The sequence below is a fragment of the Pseudomonas sp. F01002 genome, from assembly GCF_004402115.1.
GTDB classification, from domain to species: domain Bacteria; phylum Pseudomonadota; class Gammaproteobacteria; order Pseudomonadales; family Pseudomonadaceae; genus Aquipseudomonas; species Aquipseudomonas frigoris.
Window position 1 is genome coordinate 540557 of sequence record NZ_SOPU01000015.1, and the last position, 23787, is coordinate 564343.

Below are 23787 nucleotides of genomic sequence, written 5' to 3' on the forward strand. Positions count from 1 at the left end.
TGCCTGGTCCAATGGCGCTCTTATTCCTGATTTTCGCCACGCTCGCGGGTAATGGCACGGTAGCCAATGTCCTTGCGATAGAAACAGCCATCCCAGTCAATTTTGGCCGCCAGCTTGTAAGCCTGCTGCTGAGCGGCATCGACGCTGGCACCCATTGCTGTGGCGCAGAGTACCCGACCACCGGCTGTCACCACTTGACCGTCCTTGAGTGCAGTACCAGCGTGGAAGACTTTGCCTTCCAGTGCTGCAGCTGCATCGAGACCGTTGATGGCAACGCCTTTAGCGTAGTCACCAGGATAGCCGCCAGCCGCCAGCACGATGCCGACGCTCGGACGCGGATCCCATTGTGCTTCGACCTTGTCCAGGGCTTGCGCCAGCGCCGCTTCGACCAGCAACACCAGGCTCGACTGCAAACGCAGCATCACCGGTTGGGTCTCAGGGTCGCCGAAACGGCAGTTGAACTCGATAACTTTTGGGTTACCGGCTTTGTCGATCATCAGACCGGCGTACAGGAAACCGGTGTAGACGTTGCCTTCATCGGCCATGCCGCGCACGGTTGGCCAGATCACCAGGTCCATGACGCGCTTGTGCACTTCAGCGGTCACGACCGGTGCAGGGGAGTAAGCACCCATGCCGCCGGTGTTCGGACCGGTGTCGCCGTCGCCGACGCGTTTGTGGTCCTGGCTGGTGGCCATCGGCAATACGTTCTTGCCGTCGACCATGACGATGAAGCTGGCTTCTTCACCGTCCAGGAACTCTTCGATCACAACGCGCGAGCCTGCGTCGCCGAATGCGTTACCCGCGAGCATGTCGCGTACGGCGTCTTCGGCTTCGGTCAACGTCATGGCAACGATCACACCTTTACCGGCGGCCAGGCCATCGGCCTTGATCACGATCGGTGCGCCTTTTTCACGCAGATAAGCCAGGGCAGGCTCGATCTCGGTGAAGTTCTGGTAATCGGCGGTCGGGATCTTGTGGCGCGCCAGGAAATCCTTGGTGAAGGCTTTCGAACCTTCCAGCTGAGCAGCGCCAGCGGTCGGACCGAAGCAATCCAGGCCACGGGAGCGGAACAGATCGACGACACCAGCGACCAGCGGCACTTCCGGGCCGACGATGGTCAGGGAAACATTCTTCTCGGCGAAGTCTGCCAGCTGTTCAAGGGCCAGCACGTCGATAGCGACGTTCTCGCACTTGGCTTCAATGGCGGTGCCGGCGTTGCCCGGAGCCACGAAAACCTTTTGCACGCGCGGATCCTGAGCCACTTTCCAGGCCAGGGCGTGTTCACGGCCACCGCTGCCAATGATCAAAACATTCATTTCAAAAACCTCGGATGACGCTAATTCTGTTTTAGAACCTAAAGCGCTTCACGCCGTAGGAGGTCGCAATGAAGTCGGTAGATGCAAGGCGGAGTCGACCTCGATGAGCGGAGTTGCCTTTTGGCAATGAGCATCATCGAGGTCGGCTCCAACGCAGCAGATGCCGGCTTCAGTGCGGCCGTTGTCTGATTAGTGACGGAAGTGGCGCATGCCGGTGAATACCATGGCGATGCCGGCTTCATCAGCAGCGGCAATCACTTCCGCATCACGCATCGAGCCGCCTGGCTGGATCACTGCGGTAATGCCAACCTTGGCTGCGTTGTCCAAGCCGTCGCGGAACGGGAAGAACGCGTCGGAGGCCATCACCGAGCCTGCCACCTGCAAACCAGCATGTTCAGCCTTGATCGCAGCAATACGAGCGGAGTTCACTCGGCTCATCTGGCCAGCGCCGACACCGATGGTCTGACGGTTCTTGGCGTAGACGATGGCGTTGGACTTAACGTATTTGGCGACTTTCCAGGCGAAGATCAGGTCGTTGATCTCTTGCTCGGTCGGGGCACGTTTGGTCACGACTTTCAGGTCGTCGGCGCCAATCATGCCGATGTCGCGGCTCTGCACCAGCAGGCCACCGTTGACGCGTTTGTAGTCCCACGCAGCAGCGCGATCAGCCGACCACTCGCCGCAGACCAGCAGGCGCACGTTGGCTTTGGCCGCCACGATAGCGCGAGCTTCTTCGCTGACGGACGGGGCGATGATCACTTCGACGAACTGACGCTCGACGATAGCCTTGGCGGTTTCAGCATCCAGCTCGCGGTTGAACGCGATGATGCCGCCGAACGCCGACTCGGTGTCGGTGGCGTAGGCCAGTTCGTAAGCCTGACGGATGCCACCTTCGGCGTCCGGGCTGACGGCCACGCCGCACGGGTTGGCGTGCTTGACGATCACGCAGGCCGGTTTGACGAAGCTCTTCACGCATTCCAGCGCGGCGTCGGTGTCGGCCACGTTGTTGTACGACAGCTCTTTGCCTTGCAGTTGGGTCGCGGTGGCAATACCAACTTCGGCAGGCTTGGCTTCAACGTAGAACGCCGCGCTCTGGTGCGGGTTCTCGCCGTAGCGCATTTCCTGAGCCTTGACGAACTGGCTGTTGAAAGTGCGCGGGAACTCGCTGCGGCCTTCAGTGCTGAGGGTGTCAGCCGCCTGGTTCACGGTGCCCATGTAGTTGGCGATCATGCCGTCATAGGCGGCGGTGTGTTCGAAGGCCTTGAGCATCAGGTCGAAACGCTGAGCGTAGGTCAGGCCGCCGGCCTTGAGGCTTTCGAGGACGCTGGTGTAGTCGCTGGCATTCACCACGATGGCCACGTCTTTGTGGTTTTTTGCAGCCGAACGGACCATGGTCGGGCCGCCGATATCGATGTTCTCGATTGCGGTCGGCAGGTCGCAGCCTGGCTTGTTGATAGTCGCTTCGAACGGGTACAGGTTGACCGCTACCAGGTCGATCGGCTTGATGCCGTGCTCGTTCATGATGGCGTCGTCGATACCGCGACGACCGAGGATCCCGCCGTGGATTTTCGGGTGCAGGGTTTTCACCCGACCGTCCATCATTTCTGCGAAACCGGTGTAATCCGCGACTTCCACTGCGGCAACACCGTTGTCGCGCAGCAGCTTGAAAGTTCCGCCGGTGGAGAGGATCTCGACGCCCAGGGCTTCAAGCTCTTTGGCGAATTCGAGGATCCCGGTCTTGTCGGAAACGCTGATCAAGGCGCGGCGGATCGGCAGGCGGGTAGTCTGGTCGGTCATTTCAATTTCCATCAAAAGCAAAGGAGTCAGCAAAAAAGGCGACCGTTTTTACGCGGGCGCCTTTCTGGTTTGATTGAATGCTTACAGCAAATCGTACTGCTTGAGTTTCTTGCGCAGCGTGCCTCGGTTCAGCCCGAGCAGCTCGCTGGCCTTGGTTTGGTTGCCCTTGACGTAGTTCATCACGCACTCGAGCAGGGGAGCCTCGACTTCGGAGAGCACCAGGTTGTACACATCCGTGACGGCAGCGCCCTCAAGGTGGGCGAAATAATTGTGCAGCGCCTTCTCGACACTCCCGCGAAGGGTCTGACCTTCTTCGCTCGGCGTATTGAGGTGCTGTTTCAAATTCACGTTGTCGCTCACGGGTGTTGTTCCACTCACTAAAGTCTCGGTCATCATCGTCATGCGGCCACCTCGTCTCCGTCCCCTGTCAGGCTCTTGTAACGTTCGGCGAAGAAGCCCTGAACGTTGGCGCATTGTGCTTCCGTATCTTCCAAACGATTGAAGTGGGCGCGAAACTCCCTGGCGCCCGGCAAGGTTGCGAGATACCAGCCCACATGCTTTCGAGCAATGCGTACGCCCATGACGTCTCCATAGAAGACGTGCAGCGCAGCCAGATGCTCTAGCAGAATGCGTTCCACCTCGATCAGTTCCAGTGCCGGGAGTTTCTCGCCGGTACGCAGAAAGTGATCGATCTCACGAAAAATCCATGGCCGCCCCTGGGCGGCCCGGCCTACCAGCAGGCCATCGGCACCGGTCGCATCGAGCACATACCGGGCCTTCTCTGGCGAATCGATATCGCCGTTGGCAAAGACCGGAATCGACACGGCCTGCTTGATCGCGGCGATGGTGTCGTACTCGGCTTCGCCGGTGTACAGATCGGCACGGGTGCGGCCATGGACAGCCAACGCCGTAATGCCTGCCTGCTCGGCGATCTTCGCCACGGTCAGGCCGTTCTTGTTGTCCCGGTCCCAGCCGGTGCGGATCTTCAGGGTGACCGGCACATCAACCGCAGCCACTACGGCCTGCAGGATCTCGGTCACCAGTGCTTCATCCTTCAACAGCGCGGACCCGGCGGCCTTGTTGCAGACCTTCTTCGCCGGACAGCCCATGTTGATATCAATAATCTGTGCGCCCAGTTCAACGTTGGCCCGGGCCGCATCCGCCAGCATCTGTGCATCACCACCGGCGATCTGTACCGAGCGGGGCTCGGGATCACCTTCGTGGATCATGCGCATCCGCGATTTGCGGGTGTTCCACAAGCTCATGTCGCTGGTGACCATTTCCGAGACTACAAGTCCTGCGCCCAGTCGCTTGCACAGCTGACGAAAGGGTTGGTCTGTGACCCCCGCCATCGGGGCGAGAATCAAGCCGTTGTGCAATGTGTAAGGACCGATGCGTACCGCCGACATAGGACTTCCCTGTTGTGGGGTCGGATCATGAGAGTTCGAAAAAGGGTTGGCATGATACCCGCTCTCGATGACTGGATAAAGGCTGAATTGAACAAAATCTGAACAGTTATTCTGTTATCGCCAGCGGTTTGGTATGAGCGGTCAAAGTCAGAAATATGCCGTCAAAGCCGTAACACTGAACCGTTTCACTCGGGCGAATGGAAGCTCAGGCTGTAATTCACCGCTTTGGAGCCTGGATCAAGGATATCCAGTGCGATGTGGATCGGCGTTTGCGGAGGCATCTCCGCCATCCCTTCGAGATCGCCGTTGAGGTACTCGCCGGGTTTGAAGCGACGGCTGGCGATCAGGTGGCCGTTGAGGTCGGCAAACCGCAACTCCAGCAGCGGGAACGGCTGGGAGAAGGGCGCGCGGTTGTAGATGATCGCGTCGACCACCAGTGCACCGTTGAAGTCCGGGTGGCTGCGGACCACCAGGTTGCTGCTTTTGATTTTGGCGATGTCGACTTTGGATGGCACGGTGCAGCCGATTTGCGGGCACAGTTGCTGGAACCACGGACGGTACTGGTCCTGACGCGCCAGCTCCTCGAAATGGTAGGCGATGTACTGGCCGGCGAGCGCGGCGGCGCCGAGCAGGATCAACAGCAGCCAGAAAAATCGGCGGCCCCAGGGTGAACGGCGTTTTTGCCAGTCCAGTTGCAGTGGGTCATCGGTCAGGTCTTGCAGAGCTTCAGCGCGGACAGCCGGCTCACGCTTTTTGCGCACAGGTTCGATCGAGGGCAGATCGTCGTCGATATCATCGGTCGCCGACAGGCGTTCGTGATGCATCGGTGCGTCGAGTGGGTCGTGCAGGCGCAGCTGTGGCGGCAGAGACTCGTCGTCCAGCTCCACCGGTTCCAGGGACAGCGAAGGTTCGGTGCGCGAATATTTGCTCGGATCGAGTTCCAGCTCTGGCAAGTCGGCTTCGGTGGTCTGCGCACGATCGGCAGCCGATTCGCTGAACAGGCTGTCGGGCCACGGCGCTTCTTCGTGCTCGACGGTATCCCGGCTGGCACTCAGGTTGTCTTCGCGCTGTCGGCCGAAATCCGTGGTCGGCTGGATCTCCCGTTGTTCGAGGCGAGCGAGCTCTTCGTCCAGGTCCAGACTGTCCAGATCCAGCTCGGCGGCGGTCCATTGCTTTTGACTGATGGCTCGCGGCTCCGGCGGTTCGACGATGGCCGGGGCAGCCGGCGTGATCACGTCCTTGCCGGCCCGTTGCTCAAGTAGCTGCTTGGCGGCGTTGAACACCTGCAAACACGAGCCGCAACGAACCACTCCGCGGGCCACGCTCAATTGAGCATGGCTGACACGGAAGCTGGTTTGGCAATGCGGGCACTGGGTGACGAAGCTGTCGGTCATGCGGCGATCCGGTTTATGCAGGCGCTCATTCTAGCGCCGACGGCCAGTGATGCGCACCCAGCCATCGCGATTGGCGATCGGGTCCAGATCGAAGTCCTGGGCGTAGGCTTTGGCGACGTCTTCACCTTGCTCTGCGAGGATGCCCGACAGCGCCAGACGACCACCGGATTTGACCAGGCTGGACAATTGCGGCGCCAGGGAAACCAGCGGGCCGGCAAGAATGTTGGCCACCAGCACGTCGGCCTGAACCTGCGGCAGATCTTCCGGCAGATACAGTGGGAAGAGTGCTTCGGCAATGTTGTTGCGCCCGGCATTGTCGCGAGAAGCTTCCAGGGCTTGCACGTCGATATCGGTACCGACGGCTTCCTTGGCACCCAGCAACAGGGCGGCAATCGCCAGAATCCCCGAGCCGCAGCCGAAGTCCAATACGTTGCAGTCTTTCAGGTCCTGGCCGTCGAGCCATTCCAGGCACAGCGCGGTAGTCGGGTGTGTACCGGTGCCGAACGCCAGGCCCGGATCCAGCAGCAAATTCACCGCGTCAGGCTCTGGCGCAGCGTGCCAGCTTGGAACGATCCACAGGCGCTGGCCGAAACGCATCGGCTGGAAACCGTCCATCCAACTGCGTTCCCAATCCTGGTCTTCGATGACTTCGCTGTGATGTTCGGGCAGCGGACTGCCGGTCAGCAACTCAAGGTGGGCCAGCACGGTGGCGGCTTCGGTGCCACCTTCGAACAGGGCCAGCAGGTGCGTGTGCGACCACAGCGGCGTGGTGTTGAGTTCCGGCTCGAAGATCGGCTGATCTTCGGCGTCCATGAACGTCACCGATACGGCGCCCACTTCAAGGAAAGCGTCTTCGAAGGTTTCGGCTTGTTCTGGGCTGATGGCGAGACGGACTTGCAGCCAAGGCATGGCGGGCACCTTTGAAAAATATTGATTGCAGCCTAGCGGGCTGCGAGAAGCGCGCAAGTTTACGCGAGCGCGGGGCTTTTGTGGGAGCGGCCTTGCTCGCGTGCACATTATGAAACCCTCAGAAACAACAAAGCCGCTCGAAAGCGGCTTTGTTGGTCTGGATCACATCTTAATGCTGATGCCCTGCATTATTGGCTGTGAGCCATTGCAGGCCTTTGTTTGTCAGACGATAGCGTTGCAGGCGGCTGTTGGGGCGTTCAGGCAGCGTCATTTCAAGCACCCCGGCGGCCATGGCTGGCAGTATGTAAGCCTTGCGGAAGTAGTCAGCGTTTTTCAGGCCCATTCTGGTTTGAAGTTCCAGCCTGCTCATGTTGCCTTCAATGGCTCTTAGCACCGAAGCGACTTCCATGCTGACTTCCATGTTGACTTCCATGGTTGTTGCATCTGCTCTCTGTGACTGAGGGTGCGCTGGAAGCCGTACGACATACGAAATCCGATCATCGTCGGTTTCAAATAGTGGCGCAGGTGAGCCATTGACCGCCATGACCTTGAGAATTTTCGGGATGCCTGTCGAGCGGCCTTCGGTCAGACTCAGTTCTTTCAGGAACTCACCAATTCGCCGGTTACGGTAGCGGCGGCTCACGGCGCGACCTATTCGCAGGTCCTCCATTCGAATCGAGCGGTCTGGCCCCGGGAAGCTCAGAATCACCAATTCTTCCTGGCTGATGCGGACCTCAATCGGTTCGCGTTCTTCATAGGACCGGTGATAAACGGCATTGACCAGCGCCTCTTCAATTGCTGCGAAGGGGAAATTCCAGATCCTTGTAGCTTCGGCGCGGTCTGCGTGTTTGATCACTGTTTCATGCAGGTAGTTGCGCTGGATATAGGCCAGTGATTCGCGGGTTATGGTTGCCAGTGGCCCCTTGAAGATCTTTTCGTCAAAGCGATCACCGCCAGCACCCTCCGGAAACCACAGAACATCAATCTGTGTGCCGGGGAAGAATCGCTCTGGGACTGGGCTAAAGAACATCAGGCCTGCATTTTTAGGCCATGGCGACTCGGTCGGGCCTCCCACGACGTTCATTTGTCGCCCTAGCGCTTCGGTAGACAGAACTGCTGCATCCTCGGCCAAGGCACTGCCCACTTCTTGCAGAAAGCTTTGCATTAGAGGTTTGGACAGATCACTGACACGAGCGCCCAGATTGAAGCGATCATCAAAAGGCACCTTGGCAGCAAGGCTCAAGAGTTCTTGTTCGGTTTCGCCCTTGGCTTCCACCGTGCTGCTGTAGCGACGGATGTAGTAATGCAAACTTCTGTGTTTGGCTGTCACAGCGGCCGGAGCTTTATAGGGGCGATTTTGCCCGCCGGGCGCCCATAGCACGATTAACTTGCGACCCTCGACCTCTTCCATACTCAACACTGGAAAGTAAGCAGGCTGAATTGATTGGCAAGCCGCTAGCAGTTCGAGCTGGATCTTATCGAGCACCTGATCGGAAAGCCCCTGTGGAGGAAAGATCGGCTGACCATTGGCATCGCAATCCTGCCCAATCACAACGTAACCACCGCCCAGGTTTTCGAAGTCGTTGGCGAAAGCGCAGAGCGTGCGAATGATCGGATCAGGATTCCAACCTGATTTGTATTCGATTCGCTCACCCTCGACTGTCCGCTGGCGCAATAGATCGTTGAGATTGATGGGCAGTTTTTCAGGCATGGGCTGGCTCTGGTTCATCGGCGTTGCGCTGATAAGAGAACGATTATAGCCAGCCCGGACAGACCGGTGCCTGTCAGATTAGCCCCGCAGGGACGGGTGAAGCCTTCAGAAACAACAAAGCCGCCCGAAGGCGGCTTTGTTGATTGGGTCGAAGCTTAGTGCTTTTCGCCAGCCAGCTTGTGTTCCAGGTAGTGGATGTTGATTCCACCTTTGCAGAAGCCTTCATCACGGACCAGGTCGCGGTGCAGCGGGATGTTGGTCTTGATCCCGTCGACAACGATTTCGTCCAGCGCATTGCGCATGCGCGCCAACGCTTCGTCACGGGTTGCGCCGTAGGTGATCAGCTTGCCGATCAACGAATCGTAGTTCGGCGGAACGGCATAGCCACTGTACAGGTGCGAATCGACGCGAACGCCGTTGCCGCCTGGTGCGTGGAAATGCTTGACCGTACCTGGGCTCGGCATGAAGGTTTTCGGGTCTTCGGCGTTGATTCGGCATTCCAGTGCATGACCGCGGATAACCACGTCTTCCTGGGTGTACGACAGCTTGTTGCCAGCGGCGATGCTGAGCATCTCCTTGACGATGTCGATGCCGGTGACCATTTCCGATACCGGGTGCTCAACCTGAACGCGGGTGTTCATTTCGATGAAATAGAACGCGCCGTTCTCGTACAGGAACTCGAAAGTGCCCGCGCCACGGTAGTTGATATCGATGCAAGCCTTGACGCAGCGTGCGAGGACTTCTGCGCGTGCTTTCTCGTCGATGCCCGGTGCCGGCGCTTCTTCGAGCACCTTCTGGTGACGACGTTGCAGCGAGCAATCGCGGTCGCCCAGATGGATGGCGTGGCCCTGGCCGTCGGAAAGTACCTGAACTTCCACGTGGCGTGGGTTGGTCAGGAATTTCTCCAGATAGACCATCGGGTTGCCGAACGCCGCGCCTGCTTCGGTGCGGGTCAGTTTGGCGAAGGAGATCAGGTCTTCTTCTTTATGCACAACGCGCATGCCGCGACCACCGCCGCCGCCAGCGGCTTTGATGATCACTGGGTAACCGACCTCGCGACCGATGCGCAGAGCGGTTTCTTCGTCCTCAGGCAGTGGGCCGTCGGAACCCGGAACGGTTGGAACGCCCGCAGCGATCATGGCGTGCTTGGCCGATACCTTGTCGCCCATCAGGCGAATGGTGTCGGCTTTCGGGCCAATGAACGCGAAGCCGGAGTTCTCGACCTGTTCAGCGAAATCAGCGTTTTCCGCAAGGAAACCGTAGCCTGGGTGAATGGCGGTAGCGCCGGTCACTTCAGCCGCGGCGATGATTGCCGGGATGTGCAGGTAAGAATGCGCGGCCGAGGCCGGGCCGATGCAGACGGATTCGTCTGCCAGACCCAGGTGCATCAGCTCTTTGTCGGCCTTGGAGTAAACGGCGACAGTCTTGATGCCCATCTCTTTGCAGGCACGCAGGATCCGCAGGGCGATCTCACCGCGGTTGGCGATCAGAACTTTTTCCAACTTCGCAGTCATCAAAGTCTCTCCGCGGTTCAAACGATGGTGAACAGCGGTTGGTCGTACTCAACCGGCTGGCCGTCTTCGACGAGGATAGATTCGATCACACCGCTGCTTTCAGCTTCGATGTGGTTCATCATCTTCATGGCTTCGACGATGCACAGGGTGTCGCCTTTCTTCACGGTCTGGCCGACTTCAACGAAGGACGGCGAGGATGGCGAAGATTTGCGATAGAAGGTGCCGACCATAGGCGAACGGGCAACGTTACCGTTCAGAACTGGCGCGGCCGGAGCAGCAGGTGCGGCGGCAGCAACCGGGGCAGCAGCAACAGGCGCAGGCGCCGGAGCATGCATTGGAGCCGGTGCGTAGTACTGCTGAGCCGGGGTCTTGCTGTGACGGCTGATGCGTACGGACTCTTCGCCTTCCTTGATCTCGAGCTCGTCGATGCCGGACTCTTCCAGCAGTTCGATCAGTTTCTTAACTTTACGGATATCCATGAATCATCAACTCCCAAGGGTCGGTCAGGGGCGTTACGCTTGTTGTTCAAGCCGTTGCCTGTCTTTCAAGCAGCTCTAGTGCGGCCTCCAGGGCCAGTCGATAACCGCTGGCGCCAAGGCCGCAGATCACTCCCACCGCTACGTCGGAGAAGTAAGAGTGATGGCGGAAAGGTTCGCGTTTGTGCACGTTAGACAAATGCACTTCGATGAATGGGATGCTCACCGCCAGCAGCGCGTCACGTAATGCGACACTTGTGTGCGTAAAAGCTGCTGGGTTGATCAGAATGAAGTCCACACCTTCGCTGCGGGCAGCGTGGATGCGGTCGATCAATTCGTACTCGGCGTTGCTTTGCAGGTGCAGCAAATGGTGGCCGGCTTCACGGGCACGGCGTTCCAGGTCCTGGTTGATCTGCGCCAGTGTCGTAGCGCCGTAGGTGCCCGGTTCACGGGTGCCGAGCATGTTCAGGTTGGGTCCGTGCAGAACCAGTAGCGTCGCCATCTGCTGTTCCTTGTTATCTGTGTGCAATTGTCAGAACCCGGCGACTATGCCGCAAAGCCTTTGTGACTGTCCAGTTCTATGCAATAGCCAGCACGATGGCCGATGTTTGCGCGAAATATGTGACCGGGTTATTAAATCCGGTCATTTGCTTTCGCAACACGTTCGGCGAAGTCGGTGGCGTTGATCTCGCCGATCACTCGCACATCGGCGTGTTCGACGCCGTCCTTGCCGAAAAACATCAGCGCTGGCGGGCCGAACAGTTTGTAGCGGTCGAGCAGGGCGCGTTGCTCGGCGTTGCTGGCAGTGATGTCGAAGCGGATCAGTCGATAGCCTTTGAGGCGTTCGACGACCGTGGCGTCGTTGAGCACCTTATGTTCGATGACTTTGCAACTGATGCACCAGTCGGCGTACCAGTCGAGCAGCAGCGGGGTGCCCGATGATTTGGCTTCGGCGAGGACGCGGTCCAGGTCTGCCGGGGTGCTGACGGTTTGCCATGCGCTGGTGTTTTGCGGTTGCTCATTGCCGGCAACCGTGCGCGGCTGGCCAATTGGATTGAGCGGATCGGTCTGGCCGCTGAACGCTCCATACCAACACGCCAGCGCATAAAACAGCAGGAACATTCCCAGCAACTGGCCCAGGCGTTTTCTCGGCGGTTTGTAGACGAACTCCAGCGCACCCATGAACAACCCGACGCCACCGGCCAACAAGCCGATCAGCAGCAACGTGATCTGGCCCGGCAGTACTCGACTGAGCAGACCGATCGCCAGCCCCAGCAATAAAACGCCAATCGCGTTTTTCACATAGATCAGCCAGGGTCCGCTTCTCGGCAGCCAAGCGGCGCCACCAGTGGCAACCAGCAACAGCGGTGCACCCATGCCAAGGCCGAGCATGAACAATTTCAGACCACCGCCCAATGCATCGCCGCTGGCGCTGATGTACAGCAGCGCGCCGGCCAGCGGCGCCGAGACGCAGGGCGACACCAACAGGCTGGAAACCACGCCCAGCACGGCGGCGCCCCACAACGAACCACCCTCGGTGCGACCGGCGATCCGATCCAGCCGACTGCTGATAGCGTGAGGCAGCTTGAGTTCGAAGACGCCAAACATCGCCAAGGCAAACAGTGCAAAAAACATCGCGAACGGCACCAGCACCCACGCCGATTGCAGCCGCGCCTGAAGATTGAGTTGTGCGCCGAACATCCCCATCAGCGCGCCGAGCAGGGCGAAGCAGGCGGCCATTGGCAGCACATAAGCGAGGGACAGATTGAAGCCGCGCAAACCCCCCACCTGACCGCGCAACACCACGCCGGACAGGATCGGCAGCATCGGCAGCACACACGGTGTGAACGTCAGGCCTATGCCTGCGAGGAAGAACAGCACCAGTTCGCGCCAGCTCCAGGCCGGGGGCGCGCCTGCGCTGCCATCAATACTCAGGCGCTCGGTCTCGGGTGGATAGCACAAGCCTTTGTCGGCGCAACCCTGATACGTAACCACCAGGGTGAAGGCGCGTTGATCGGTGCGCGGCAGTTCGACTTCGAGAATGCCGTGGTAGACCTCGACATCGCCGAAGTACTCATCGTGCTTCTGTTCACCCTTGGGCAGTTGCGCTGCACCGAGGCCAACATCGGCGGGTTCGGCGCGAAACTGAAAGCGGTGCCGATAGAGGTAATAGCCCTCGGTGGCGACGAAACGCAGCTTGATCGATTGCGGTGTGCTGTCTACCAGACTCAGCTGAAAGGCTTCGCGCACCGGCAGGAAGTCGGCGCTGTTGTTGATCGAGCCCAGCGTCGAACTGGGTCGACTGTCCAGCAAGCCGGCGGCGGTGGCCGGCAGGGCGAGCACTAAAAACAACAGGCAGAGCAAACGGCGCATGACAATCTCGCGTATCGAAAGTGAGGGCATGATAGCGGACAGTCGCGGGGTGTGCAGGGCGAGTCCTGTGGTGATTGTTCTGACGCCTTCGCGAGCAAGCCCGCTCCCACATTCGACCGCGCCTCCATGGACGAGCTCGGTTAAATGTGGGAGCGAGCTTGCTCGCGAAGGCGATCTTTCAGACGCGGAAGGCTTGGACGGCTGTATGCAGTCGTCCACCCAGCACCAACAAATGTTCCCCTTGCTCACGCCCCTGACCAATGCGCAGCAAGTTATCCCCACCCAATTGGTGGATCCGCTCACTGTGATCACGGATCTCGCTGACGGCGCCGCTCTGCTGGGCGGTGACATCGGCGATGCGCACGGCGGTGTCGGAAATGGTCTGGATCGCGCCGACGATTTTATCCAGCGTTCCGTCGGCGGCCTGGGCCTGATTGGCAGTGGCTTCGGCGTGTTCGACCTGGGCGCGCATGCCTTCCACCGATTGTCGCGCGGCTATTTGCAACCCTGCGATCAGGGTCTGGATCTCTGCTGTGGCGCCAGCGGTGCGTTGTGCCAGTGAACGAACTTCTTCGGCCACCACCGCAAACCCTCGACCCATTTCCCCGGCTCGGGCCGCTTCGATGGCGGCGTTCAGGGCCAGCAGATTGGTCTGGTCGGCAATCGAGCGGATGACCGTCAGCACGCCGCCAATGGTTGCCGACTCCTCGGCCAGGTGTTCGATCATTTGCGCGTTGCCTTGCACTTCGCCGACCAGCGCGTGCAGCCCGGTGAGGCTCAAACCGATGACTTTCTGGCCGTGCTCCACCGCCAGCCCGGCATGGCGGCTGGCGTCGGCCGCCTGGCTGGCATCGCCGGCAACCTGTTGAATGGTCGCTTCCAGTTCGCCGAGAGAATCGCGGATCAGCGCCGTGTCACCGGCCTGATGTTCGGCGCCGCTGTGCAGGTCATTGCTCAACTCGGCCAGGGTTCGGCTGCTACCGGCGACCTGCTCGGCGTTGAGGCGAATGGTCCCTACCAGGTCGACCAGATAGGCGCGCAAGCGATTGAGCGACGCTTCAATGTCGTGCAGTTCACGATTGGTTTTACCCAGTTGAATGTCCTGGCTGAAGTCGCCTTCAGCCCAGGTCGAAAGGGCCGGGGCGAGGTTGGTCAGCGTCCGGGCCAGTTTCCGTTGCAAGGTGTCGATCAGCAAAGCAATCAGCAGAATCAGGCCAATCATCACCCCTTGCATCAGCCGCACTTCGCCCTGGATCTGTCCGTGCTGGGCGCGAACCACCGGCTCCAGTCCGGCGATGGCCTGCTGCACGGCTGCGATTTTCAGGTGAGTGGCGGCGCTGAGGTCGGTGCGTTTCTGGATCTGGTCACGTGTGCGCGCCAGTTCGGCCGGGTAGCGAGTGAGGAGGCTGTTCAGTTCACGCTTGAGGCCGACGCCCGCATCTTCGGCAACGGCCTTTTCGGTGTTCTCCAGGCCCATCATCGCGGCGAAATCATCGGTGCCGGATTCGCTGCTGCTGGCTACACCGAGCAACGGCAAGGCGCCCAGCAACTCAGCCTGAGTGCGAATGTTGGCGACTTCACGCTCGACATCGGCGGCCAATTCGCTGCGCCCGCTGCTGACCAGTTTGTCCCGGGCCAGAGACAACTTGCCCAAGTGCTGTGAGGCGGCGAGCAACGGCGTCAGATACGCCGCGTTAGCGCTGGCGTATTGGCTGAGCTGATCGAGGCTGGCGCCGAGTTCGCGTTCGGCCTGAAGCAGCAGCGCTTGTGGATCGCCCGCGAGTTTGCCGGCGGCCAATAAGTCGGTTTTGCTGAATTCTTCGAGGTTCGACAGGCTCGGGCGCAAGGTGTCGGCTAACGCTGGCGGCAACTCGTCGAGGTCCTTTTGCAGGCTGTCGATGGATTGGCTGGCGCTGCTCAGGCGCAGGGCATCGCCGCTGGCGAGGTAGTCCTCGATGTTGCGCGCGACTTCATTTTGAAATTGCTGGGACAAGCCCAGGTAACGCTCCATCAATAGATACGGGCGCTCCAGGGCTTTTTGCGACCACCACAGTGTGGCGCCAAGGGCCACGCACACGGCGACTAAAAGGAGGGTATTGAGATTGGTCAGCAGCTTCAGGCGCATCGCGGGTCTACCAGCGGCAGAATGGTAAGCGCCTGAATTTATTGCGTTTGTGTTACAGGGTTATGACCGAATGGGTCGATTCCGATGAAAAGGTGGCACTTTGCTTTGACGTCCGCGCAGCCTGCACGCGGTTGCGTCCGGCGTCCTTCGCGCGGTACAGCGCTTCGTCTGCCTGGCTGGCCATCATCAGGCTGTCGGAGTTTTCACACAGTTCCACCACCCCGGCGCTGAACGTGCACCAGAGGTCCTGCGGTTGAGCCGGGTAGTGAATCTCGGCAAAGCGTCGACGGATTTCGTCGAGCACTTTGTGGGCCGATTCGAGATCGGTGTCCGGCATGACGATGGCGAATTCTTCACCGCCGTAACGGCCGATGAAATCGGTTTTGCGCAAGCGTTGCTTGAGAAACAGCGCCAGGCTCTTGATCACCCGATCGCCCATGGGGTGGCCGTGGCTGTCGTTGACCCGTTTGAAGTGGTCGATGTCGAGCATCGCAAAGCTCAGCGGCTTGTTCTCGCGACGGGCGCGGAACGAACAGTCTTCGAGCAATTGCAGAATGTGGGTGTGGTTGTACAAGCCGGTCAGGCTGTCGCGCACCATCCGCGCCTTGAGATTGCGCGCCCGCGCCGCGCGGTTGCGCACGGTGGTGATCAGGTGTCGGGGCTTGATCGGCTTGGTCAGGAAGTCGTCGCCGCCTTCGCTCATGGCGTCGAGCTGCTTGTCCAGATCGTCTTCGGCCGACAGGTAAATAATCGGCACGCTGACGTAACGGTCGTTGTGGCGGATCACTTTGGCCAGTTCAGTACCGGTGCAGGCCGGCATGTACATGTCGAGGATGATCAGGTCTGGCTGGAAGTCCGCGAGCTCGGCCATGGCCTGGATCGGCTCGATCAAGGTCCGCGTGACGATCCCGGCGCTGTTGAGCAGGCGCTCGGTGTGCAGGGCCTGGGCGCGGGAATCGTCGATGATCAGCACTTTATAAGGTTCGTACTGGGCGACGCAGGTCAGGACTTCGATTTTCTCCAGCAGGTTCGAGGCTTCGAGGGTGCCGGTCAGGAATTCCTGGCCACCGGCACGCACGGCGGCGAGGCGGGTCGGGGTGTCGGTTTCGTGCAGGCTGAAGAACAACAGCGGCAATTGATGATCAAGGCCTTCCTGGGCTTCGGCAGCCAGTTTCAGGCCGATGCCGGCGCCACTGAAGTCCACGTCCATGACGATCGCCGCAGGCAAGCGCTCGACCATCGAAGAGCGGAACGCCGCAACGCTGTCGAGGGCTTGCGCGCTGAGCCCAAAAAATTCCAGCTGCTTGGCCAGACGCTCGGCGCGGTCGTAATCCTGCAGCATCACGTAGACCGGCTTGCGCAGCGGCGGCAGGAAGGTTTGTTCGAGTTGGTCGCCGTGGCGCAGACCGGTGCGCGACAGGCGCTGCATCAAACGATTGAGGTCAGTGATCAGTCCGCTGCTCAGGCGTCCGCGATTGGCGTCGACAGCCTCCAGCGACTGACCGATGTGGCGTGCCAGTTGGGTGTGTTCAGGTTGATCGAAGCGTTCGGCGAAACGCAGCAGGCGCAGGTTGGCCTCGCTCAGTTCCGATAAGTCGGTGGTGGACCACTCGCTGCGTTGCAGGCGCTGCCATATCTCAAGAATTTGACGTGCCTGATGAATTACCCGCTGGGCAAAGTGGTGCTTGAGGCGCTCACGGCTGGGGTCTTCTGGCTCGGTCATATCCTGACTACTAGTTAGGGTGCATGCTGAGATCGACTGGTGGCTCTATGCTAGCACCTCTTTTCCATCGCATGAGTGTCGTACATCAATTAACTGTAAAGCGACCTTATTCAGTTTCTGACCGACTGGTCGCATAGGCTCGGCGCTGTGCTTCACTTATAGTGGCCGTCGATCGTGGCCATTGTGCGGGTAGGTGTTTGCGCAGGATTTAATGCGCGGCAAACGAGGCACGATGAGATAGGGTTGTGGTCGAACCGATGAACTCAAGTGATTGAAAGGATATCGCCATGCTGGACTGGAAGAACCGCGCGGGCAGCGCGCCTGAACGTGCCGCTGAACCGAAATCGGCCACCCGCAGTTACTTGGGTGGCCTGTTGTTCAGCCGGGCGCTGGCCACTCTGATTGCCATTTACTTGTTGGTGGCTATTGCGCTGGGCTGGTACTGGAGCCAGGAACCTGCGCTGTTCCCGGTTCAGAAGAATGCCCAGATGGCCGCCGAGAAAGAAGGCAAGCAAATGGTCATCGGCTACACCACGGTCGAAACCCTCAAGACCGTCGCCGGTACTTTGCTGAGCAAACCGGGTGGTTATATTTCCAACGACCGTTTCCCGCCGGGCCTGTGGATGGACAACACGCCGAGCTGGGAATATGGCGTGCTGGTCCAGGTCCGCGACCTGAGTCGTGCCATGCGTAAAGACTTCGCCCGTTCGCAGTCGCAGTCCACCGAAGATGCTGACCTGGCCAAGGCCGAGCCGCGCTTCAACTTCGACAACAAGAGCTGGGTGCTGCCCTCCAGTGAGTCCGAATACCAGGAAGGCATCAACTCCCTGAGCCGTTATCAGGCGCGGCTGTCCGACCCGAGTCAGAAAAGCGCGCTGTTCTATGCTCGCGCCGACAACCTGAACAACTGGCTGGGCGATGTCGGTACTCGTTTGGGCTCGCTGTCGCAACGGCTGTCGGCCAGCGTAGGCCGGGTCAAGCTCAACACCGCGCTGAAAACCGAAGTCCTGGCTCCGGGTCAGGTGCCGCAGGTCGACGAAGAGATCGTCGAGACCCCGTGGATGCAAATCGATAACGTGTTCTATGAAGCTCGCGGTCAGGCCTGGGCCTTGTCTCACTTGCTGCGCGCCATCGAAGTCGACTTCGCCGATGTTCTGGCCAAGAAGAACGCCACGGTCAGCGTGCGTCAGATCATTCGTGAACTGGAAGCCTCGCAGGAACCGGTCTGGAGTCCTATGATCCTTAATGGCAGCGGCTTCGGGGTGCTGGCCAACCATTCGCTGGTCATGGCCAACTACATCTCCCGGGCCAACGCCGCAGTGATCGATTTGCGTCAATTGCTCAATCAGGGCTAAGTCATGGTCGATAGCGCCAGAGAGGTCGCGCACCGCGCGGCCTCGGATGCCGAACAGATCGCCTGGGTCGACGAGCAGGACAACCTGCTCGGCGCCCTGGTCCGCTCCGACCTGCGTGAACGCGGGCTGATCGGGCGCGGCACTTACATCATGCTGTTCAATTGCGCCGGTGAACTCTGCGTGCATCGACGCACGCGGAGCAAAGCCATTTATCCAGGTTTCTGGGATGTGGCGGCGGGGGGGATGGTGCTCGCTAGCGAAACCTACGCCGAATCGGCTGCCCGCGAGCTGGAGGAAGAGCTGGGCGTGAGCGGTGTGGAACTGACTGCCCATGATCACTTTTTCTTCGAAGACACCGGTAATCGGCTCTGGTGTTCGGCGTTTTCGGCGGTGTGGGACGGTCCATTGATCCTGCAACCCGAAGAAGTCCTTGAAGCGCGCTTCATCCCCGTCGACCAGGTCCTGCTGGAAATCCAGCAAAAGCCTTATTGCCCGGACTCTCTGGCCGCGTTGAAGCGGTATCTTCGGGCCCGTGGGTCGGACATCGCAAAAGAGGCATAAATTGGCGCCGATTGGCTCTTAGCAAGTCGGCTTTTTGCCGTTACACTGCGCGACCTTGTAGGAGCTGTCGAGTGCAACGAGGCTGCGATCTTTTGATTTTACCGTTGAATCAAAATCAAAAGATCGCAGCCTCGTTGCACTCGACAGCTCCTACACGCATACACAGAGTTGTACCGTTTCAGTAGCGCTGCCCCTGCCTGAGTGGGGCTTCGCGGTCGATGGCACTTGCCCAAGTTGCCGCGACCAGTCTTTGTCCTCCCAAGAGGATTGCCGGTGGCCAAAAAAGCCGCATCCTTCGCCGCCCTTGGTGGCCTGGTATTTTCCACCGACGCAGGTCGTCATTGCCCGGATTGCAGTCAACCGGTGGATGCCTGCATCTGCAAACAGACCGTTATCCCGGCCGGCGACGGCATCGCTCGCGTGCGTCGCGAAAGCAAGGGCCGTGGCGGCAAGACGGTGACCACCATCACCGGCGTGCCGTTGGCCGAAGACGCACTCAAGGACCTGGCGACCACGTTGAAGAAACGTTGCGGGACCGGTGGTGCATTGAAAGACGGAATCATTGAAATCCAGGGCGATCATGTCGAGCTACTCTTGGCCGAGCTGATCAAACACGGTTTCAAAGCGAAGAAGTCCGGCGGCTAGCAGCCTCTGTGAAAACCACCCTCGGCTTGATCCAGTCCTGACAGCAGGTCTGGCGTCGTCTACATGGTTTTCACAGAGCCTGTTCTGACCGGTTTCTAAACTCACTGCGGTCAGCGAGGTCTATCCCCTCGTTGACGAACCGTCATTTTCATTCTTTAGACTGCGCCGGCCTGAACCCAGGCGACGCTCTATGACTTCTTTATAGGGGACTTCAATGTCCGTACGACGCACACGCAAAGACGATGGCAGCCAATGGACAGTTGCGGACAGCCGCAGTGTTTACGGGATTCGCCATTGGGGGGCCGGGTACTTCGCGATCAATGACGCCGGTCGCGTCGAAGTTCGTCCGAACGGTCCGGCCAGTTCGCCTATCGACCTGTTCGAGCAAGTCGACCAGCTGCGTAAAAGCGGCCTGTCCTTGCCGTTGCTGGTGCGTTTCCCTGACATTCTGCAAGACCGCGTGCGTCAGCTGACCGGCGCCTTCGACGCCAACATCGAGCGCCTGGAATACCAGAGCAAGTACACCGCGCTGTACCCGATCAAGGTGAACCAGCAAGAAGCGGTGATCGAGAACATCATCGCGACCCAAGACGTGTCCATTGGTCTTGAAGCCGGCTCCAAGCCTGAGCTGCTGGCCGTGCTGGCCCTGGCGCCGAAGGGCGGCACCATCGTCTGCAACGGTTACAAGGATCGCGAATTCATTCGTCTGGCGCTGATGGGCCAGAAGCTCGGCCACAACGTGTTCATCGTGATCGAGAAAGAATCCGAAGTCGGGTTGGTGATCGAAGAAGCCGCCTCGCTGAAGGTCAAGCCACAGGTAGGCCTGCGCGTGCGTCTGTCATCCCTGGCGTCGAGCAAATGGGCTGACACCGGTGGCGAGAAATCCAAGTTCGGTCTGTCGGCGGCGCAACTGCTGTCGGTGGTCGAGCGTTTCCGCGCGGCTGGCCTGGATCAGGGCATTCGCTTGTTGCACTTCCACATGGGCTCGCAGATCGCCAACCTGGCGGACTACCAGCACGGCTTCAAGGAAGCGATTCGTTACTACGGCGAACTGCGCAACCTTGGCCTGCCGGTGGATCACATCGATGTCGGCGGCGGTTTGGGCGTGGACTACGACGGTACGCACTCGCGTAACGCCAGCTCGATCAACTACGACATGGACGATTACGCCGGTGTCGTGGTCGGGATGCTCAAGGAATTCTGCGACGCGCAGAACCTGCCGCACCCGAACATCTTCTCCGAAAGCGGCCGTTCCCTGACCGCTCACCACGCGATGCTGGTGGTGCAAGTGACCGACGTCGAGAAACACAACGACGACGTGCCGCAGATCGACAACAAGGAAGAACTGCCGGAAACCGTGCAGTGGCTGGTTGACCTGCTGGGTCCGACCGACATCGAGATGGTCACCGAAACCTACTGGCGCGCCACTCACTACATGAGCGACATTGCGACCCAGTACGCCGATGGCAAGCTGACCCTGGCCGAGAAAGCCCTGGCCGAGCAATGCTACTTCGCGGTGTGCCGTCGCCTGCACAACTCGTTGAAGGCTCGTCAGCGTTCGCACCGTCAGGTGCTCGACGAACTCAACGACAAGCTGGCCGACAAGTACATCTGCAACTTCTCGGTATTCCAGAGCCTGCCGGACACCTGGGCCATCGGCCAGGTCCTGCCGATCCTGCCGCTGCACCGTCTCGACGAAGAGCCGCTGCGCCGTGCCGTACTGCAAGATCTGACTTGCGACTCCGACGGCAAGATCAAGCAATACGTCGACGAGCAGAGCATCGAAACCAGCCTGCCGGTTCACGGTTTGAACGACGGTGAAGACTACCTGCTGGGTATCTTCCTGGTCGGCGCCTACCAGGAAATCCTCGGTGACATGCACAACCTGTTCGGTGACACCGACTCGGTGAACATCTACCAGAACGCTGACGGCAGCGTGTACCACGCAGGTATCGAAACCCACGACACCATCGAAGACATGCTGCGCTACGTGCACTTGTCGCCGGAAGAGTTGATGACCCACTACCGCGACAAATGCGCCAGTGCCCGCATCACCGCCGCCGAGCGTACCCAGTTCCTCGACGCGCTACGTCTTGGTCTGACCCGTTCCTCTTACCTGTCTTCTTGAGGTAAGGCACCGCTCCCATCAAGTTGTCTGAAAATGTTCCGCACGTAGCGGAAATTTCAGATGACTTGGTGGGATGCCTCTCTGATTTCAAGCGAAATGACTTACATTCTTGGCCATCCAAGCGATGTGGTCTTCTTTTCGCGTAGGTCATTTCCTAAGTTGTACTTCGGCACTCTACTCGGCCAACTCTCTCGGAGAGAATCCCCGGCCGCCCCTCCTGTAGAGAATCGCCGATGTTCGATCCAGTCAACGAGCCGTCATTTCGTCTGGATGTAGAGGGTCTGCCCGACCCCTTTGAGGTCTTGGCGTTTACCGGTAGTGAAGCCATCAGCGAGCCTTTTGTGTTCGACATGGATCTGCTGATCGATGACCCGACACTCGACCTTGCAAGCCTGCTGTACCGTCCGGCCTTTTTGCATGTCGGGCCTGCGGGAAACGGCTTTCACGGACAATTGCATGAACTCGTCCAGCGTGATCATGACCCGGCTGTCAGGCTCTGCCGCGTACGTCTGGGGCCGAAGCTGGCGTGCCTTTCCCTGCGCTTTAGCCAGCGAATTTTCAGCGCGCGCTCGGTGCCGCAAATCCTCAGTCAGGTGCTCAAGGAGCACGGTATTGCCGGCAAGAGTCGGCGCTTTGAGCTGAGTGGCGATTACCCGCCCCGTGATTTCTGTACGCAGTACCGAGAATCAGACCTGCAATTTATCCAGCGTCTGTGTGCCCAGGAACGGCTTCACTACCATTTCGAACACGGCGAGCGCGGGCATTGCGTGGTTTTCGGTGATGGTCAGGGGCACTTTCGATTCGGTGAACGCGCGGTCTTCAATGTAAATAGTGAGCAATCGGCCGTGCGTCAGTTCAAGCTTCTGGGGTGCGCTGGGCAACGAACCGCGCCGATTGCCGAAGGTCGGACGGACTTGACGGCGCTGCGCAGCGGTCAGTTGATGCCGCTGTCCGGCCATCCGATTGCCGACTGGAATCATCTCTGGCTGCTGACCCATGTGGAGCATCAGGGCAGCCAGGATTTAACGGCGTCCTACAGCAACCAGATCCGCGCGATTCACGGGGAGGTGCCATTTGTGTCACCTCATTCTGCTGTGAAACCCAGAATGCACAGCCTGCAACGGGCCTGGGTGGTCGACATTGATGAGTCACGCCCCGATCCGTCCAGACCGGTTGCCGTGCAATTTGACTGGCTCTATCAGGGCGAGGGTGCGGCGCCCAGCCACTGTTGGCTGCCGTTGGCCGCTGAACTGGGCGACGCGGCAGTCACGCAGTTGAGTGAGGGGGCTGAGGTGGTGGTGAGCTTTATCGAGGGGGATCCGGATCAGCCGCTGATTACCGGGTTTCTTCACGCCCCTTCGTCCGTTGAAGGCGCTGAGGAGGTCGGCGCACCGCGCACATCCGCGACAGATGACGTCGAGGGCTTGCTGGAGTTTCTGCAATCGAGCGAGCCATTGATGTTGCTATGTCTGCTGCCCGGTGGCGGCAGTTTCAGCCATTGCACGCAGGCCCTCTGCACCTGCCGGGCAGCGATGCAGTTTGGCCAGAGCGGTGCGGCATGATCGCCGCGACCCCGCAATGGCTATTGCTGGATGTACCGGGTGCGCCACAGGCGGGGGCGATGCTGCAACAGAAGTTTCCACATGCCCGGTGGTTCTGGTTGTTCGAAGGTACTGAGTGGCATGCGTTGCGTGAACACGGCCCGGCCCTGATCGACCTTCGGACATGCCCTGCGCTGGTCGGGTTATGTGACAGCGAAGTGCCCCTCTGGCGAGGCTTGCTGATGGCCAGCGAGGTGTCGTCGCCTCTGTTGCTGGAGCATTTGCGCCGCATGCTCACGGTCACGTTCGGTCTGCATCATCGAGCCTTGTTGAGTTACTACAACCCGCAAACGGCCAGTTACTTGTTCGATGCCTGCGATGCGCAGGAGCTGAGTCGCTGGCTGGGTCCTTTCAGCCAATTGCGCTGGTTCGGCGGGACGTGGGCCGACCGCGCGATCGGCAGTCAGGGCTGGCAGCAGTTGGTCAATCCGGGGCTTGCCGTCAGCCCTTTGGCAGTGGAAGAAAACCTCAGTCCTCGTCAGCAGGAAAAACTGCAAACCTGCCTGCTGGAGCAACATGCCTGGCACTGGAGTCGATCTACAGGGACTGACTACAACACGCTGTGGTCCCACGTGCAGGAAGGGCTGGCGCTGGATTTTACCGAGCGCCCGGTACTCGATGACTGGTTATGGCTACGCTTGCAGTACCCCGGCGCTTTGCCTGGGCACGCATTGCCGGGACTCACCCAGCAGGAGCGTCTCGATAGCCTGCGCAACCTGTGGCAGAACGATCAACCCTGAACACGAGGTT

General features: G+C 59.7%; 19 protein-coding genes. 6 read left to right on the plus strand and 13 right to left on the minus strand.

Going from position 1 to position 23787, the window contains the following annotated elements:
• Window positions 1-20 precede the first annotated feature (20 nt).
• The 13 genes from purD to gcbA form a co-directional block, all read right to left on the minus strand.
• Window positions 21-1316, minus strand: coding sequence for a phosphoribosylamine--glycine ligase (gene purD / locus E3W21_RS11980; protein ID WP_134419927.1), 1296 nt, complete (start codon window positions 1314-1316; stop codon window positions 21-23).
• A 189-nt stretch (window positions 1317-1505) separates the two neighbouring features.
• Window positions 1506-3113, minus strand: coding sequence for a bifunctional phosphoribosylaminoimidazolecarboxamide formyltransferase/IMP cyclohydrolase (purH, locus tag E3W21_RS11985; protein WP_134419929.1), 1608 nt, complete (start codon window positions 3111-3113; stop codon window positions 1506-1508).
• Between the two features lie 81 nt (window positions 3114-3194).
• A complete protein-coding gene (fis, locus tag E3W21_RS11990) occupies window positions 3195-3515 on the minus strand; it encodes a DNA-binding transcriptional regulator Fis (protein ID WP_007907419.1) in 321 nt (106 codons plus the stop codon).
• Entirely contained in the window at window positions 3512-4522 is a 1011-nt protein-coding gene (gene dusB / locus E3W21_RS11995) for a tRNA dihydrouridine synthase DusB (protein ID WP_008153758.1), read from the minus strand. Before dusB ends, fis begins: the two co-directional genes overlap by 4 nt.
• A 185-nt stretch (window positions 4523-4707) precedes the next feature.
• Complete coding sequence (locus E3W21_RS12000; RefSeq protein ID WP_134419931.1) at window positions 4708-5916, minus strand: DUF3426 domain-containing protein; 1209 nt, start codon at window positions 5914-5916, stop codon at window positions 4708-4710.
• A gap of 30 nt (window positions 5917-5946) precedes the next feature.
• On the minus strand, window positions 5947-6825 hold the full coding sequence (gene prmA / locus E3W21_RS12005; RefSeq protein ID WP_129438833.1) for a 50S ribosomal protein L11 methyltransferase: 879 nt from the start codon (window positions 6823-6825) through the stop codon (window positions 5947-5949).
• 169 nt (window positions 6826-6994) lie between these two features.
• Window positions 6995-8536 carry a Fic family protein gene (locus tag E3W21_RS12010; protein WP_134419933.1) on the minus strand — a complete coding sequence of 514 codons (1542 nt, stop codon included), beginning with the start codon at window positions 8534-8536 and terminating at the stop codon, window positions 6995-6997.
• A 155-nt stretch (window positions 8537-8691) separates the two neighbouring features.
• Window positions 8692-10050, minus strand: coding sequence for an acetyl-CoA carboxylase biotin carboxylase subunit (gene accC / locus E3W21_RS12015; protein ID WP_008153754.1), 1359 nt, complete (start codon window positions 10048-10050; stop codon window positions 8692-8694).
• A 17-nt stretch (window positions 10051-10067) separates the two neighbouring features.
• Window positions 10068-10529, minus strand: a complete 462-nt coding sequence (gene accB / locus E3W21_RS12020) for an acetyl-CoA carboxylase biotin carboxyl carrier protein (protein ID WP_008153753.1) — start codon at window positions 10527-10529, stop codon at window positions 10068-10070.
• Window positions 10530-10575: 46 nt separating this feature from the next.
• Window positions 10576-11028: a type II 3-dehydroquinate dehydratase gene (gene aroQ / locus E3W21_RS12025; protein ID WP_129438831.1), complete on the minus strand. Its 453-nt coding sequence runs from the start codon at window positions 11026-11028 to the stop codon at window positions 10576-10578.
• A 131-nt stretch (window positions 11029-11159) separates the two neighbouring features.
• Window positions 11160-12899: a protein-disulfide reductase DsbD gene (locus E3W21_RS12030; RefSeq protein ID WP_134419935.1), complete on the minus strand. Its 1740-nt coding sequence runs from the start codon at window positions 12897-12899 to the stop codon at window positions 11160-11162.
• Window positions 12900-13077: 178 nt separating this feature from the next.
• Window positions 13078-15024, minus strand: a complete 1947-nt coding sequence (locus tag E3W21_RS12035) for a methyl-accepting chemotaxis protein (protein WP_134419937.1) — start codon at window positions 15022-15024, stop codon at window positions 13078-13080.
• A gap of 52 nt (window positions 15025-15076) precedes the next feature.
• A complete protein-coding gene (gene gcbA, locus E3W21_RS12040) occupies window positions 15077-16747 on the minus strand; it encodes a diguanylate cyclase GcbA (protein ID WP_134419939.1) in 1671 nt (556 codons plus the stop codon).
• Between the two features lie 287 nt (window positions 16748-17034).
• Between gcbA and E3W21_RS12045 the strand changes: the two genes are divergently transcribed.
• The 6 genes from E3W21_RS12045 to E3W21_RS12070 all read left to right on the plus strand — a co-directional run bounded on the left by E3W21_RS12045 (window position 17035) and on the right by E3W21_RS12070 (window position 23777).
• The gene (locus E3W21_RS12045) at window positions 17035-18102 is read left to right on the plus strand and encodes a DUF2333 family protein (protein WP_129438822.1); all 1068 of its coding nucleotides are present in this window, start codon (window positions 17035-17037) and stop codon (window positions 18100-18102) included.
• Between the two features lie 3 nt (window positions 18103-18105).
• The gene (locus E3W21_RS12050; RefSeq protein WP_134419941.1) at window positions 18106-18663 is read left to right on the plus strand and encodes an NUDIX hydrolase; all 558 of its coding nucleotides are present in this window, start codon (window positions 18106-18108) and stop codon (window positions 18661-18663) included.
• Between the two features lie 273 nt (window positions 18664-18936).
• Window positions 18937-19308 carry a translation initiation factor Sui1 gene (locus tag E3W21_RS12055; RefSeq protein ID WP_007907444.1) on the plus strand — a complete coding sequence of 124 codons (372 nt, stop codon included), beginning with the start codon at window positions 18937-18939 and terminating at the stop codon, window positions 19306-19308.
• A 214-nt stretch (window positions 19309-19522) separates the two neighbouring features.
• The gene (gene speA / locus E3W21_RS12060; RefSeq protein ID WP_129438819.1) at window positions 19523-21436 is read left to right on the plus strand and encodes an arginine decarboxylase; all 1914 of its coding nucleotides are present in this window, start codon (window positions 19523-19525) and stop codon (window positions 21434-21436) included.
• Window positions 21437-21669: 233 nt separating this feature from the next.
• Window positions 21670-22998: a contractile injection system protein, VgrG/Pvc8 family gene (locus E3W21_RS12065; RefSeq protein ID WP_134419943.1), complete on the plus strand. Its 1329-nt coding sequence runs from the start codon at window positions 21670-21672 to the stop codon at window positions 22996-22998.
• A complete protein-coding gene (locus E3W21_RS12070; RefSeq protein WP_134419945.1) occupies window positions 22995-23777 on the plus strand; it encodes a DUF4123 domain-containing protein in 783 nt (260 codons plus the stop codon). The genes E3W21_RS12065 and E3W21_RS12070 overlap by 4 nt, the downstream gene beginning before the upstream one ends.
• The last annotated feature ends 10 nt before the right edge of the window (window positions 23778-23787 follow it).